This window comes from Polaromonas sp. P1_E3, assembly GCF_056405935.1.
The window spans coordinates 1-1015 of record NZ_JBFUBD010000675.1 but is presented as its reverse complement, the minus strand read 5'-3'; the positions used below and the strand labels follow the sequence as shown (position 1 = coordinate 1015).

2 pseudogenes are annotated in these 1015 nt (G+C 60.8%); both read right to left on the bottom strand.

Annotation, left to right across the window (positions count from 1 at the left end):
- A pseudogene (locus tag AC1D0Z_RS22705) lies at window positions 1-264 on the bottom strand (hypothetical protein); the annotation flags it as partial.
- 406 nt (window positions 265-670) lie between these two features.
- Window positions 671-1015: pseudogene (locus tag AC1D0Z_RS22700) on the bottom strand (DNA primase); the annotation flags it as partial.

Below are 1015 nucleotides of genomic sequence, written 5' to 3'. Positions count from 1 at the left end.
CACCAGGGCATTGGGTTTGCTGGATTTGACAGAGATGGCGGTTTTTCCCGGTTTTTCAACCTTGCCGCTTTTGGCGGCGGGCTTGACAGCTGCTTTGGCCACGGGCTTGGCCGGGGCTTTGGCTGCTGCTTTGACTGGAGGCTTGCCTGCGGGCCGGGCAGCGGTTTGGGGCGCTGTCTTGGCTTTGGGCTTGGCGGCGGCTTTGGACTGCGCGCTTTGCGGCTTCTTGGACGTGCTCGGCTTTTTCGGCTTGGCAGTAGGCATGGGACCTCCAGTTGTCGGGAATTGTTTTAAATATCTATCAGCTACCAGTAAACAAAAATGCGCCTTGGCGCCTGTGCGAGGCACAGGCACGGTGACAAGGATTCAGGGTCAGGAACGGAAGAGCGGAAAAACAGGCCGGGCAGCGCCAAAGGCACGTTGCGGTTTATTTTTCCGGGCAAGCTGTTTGGGCGAACATTTGGTGTGCAGTCCTTGCGGAATTCCCTTGGGGAAAGTGGCCGTCTCATCTGTGAGTTCCCCGATGTTCGGGGTGGCCGGGCCGGAGGTGCTGCTGTCGCGCTTGCCGTCGAAAATCGGATTATACCCCTATTGCCTCTTTTTTGGGCGGTTTTCCGGAGGTTTTATGCATCCCTGAGGCGGCTATTTTCGAGCCGGCTGCCCGGAGGTGTCAGCGGGTTGTATCCGCGGCGCTTTTGAGGCTGGCAGCCAGTTCCAGATAGCGCTGCCGCGCGGCTGGGTCGGTGGCGGCCCGGGCGGCCAGTTCGCTCATCTCGCGCTGGCGGTGCAGGCGTAAAAGCTGGTCGAGGATGCTGCGCACCTCATCCCAGTCGCTTTCGATGCCTTCAGGAATCTGTGCAATCTGGGTCGTGGCGTGTCTTTCTTGGGGATGCCCGCGCAGCCCTTCGCGCAGGGCGGCCCATGGCTGGGGGCCATGTTCGTGCAGCTGGCTCTCCAGCCAGATGAAAAGCGGGCCGTGGGGTTCGGGCAGCTCGACCAGCAAATGGTGCTCCTC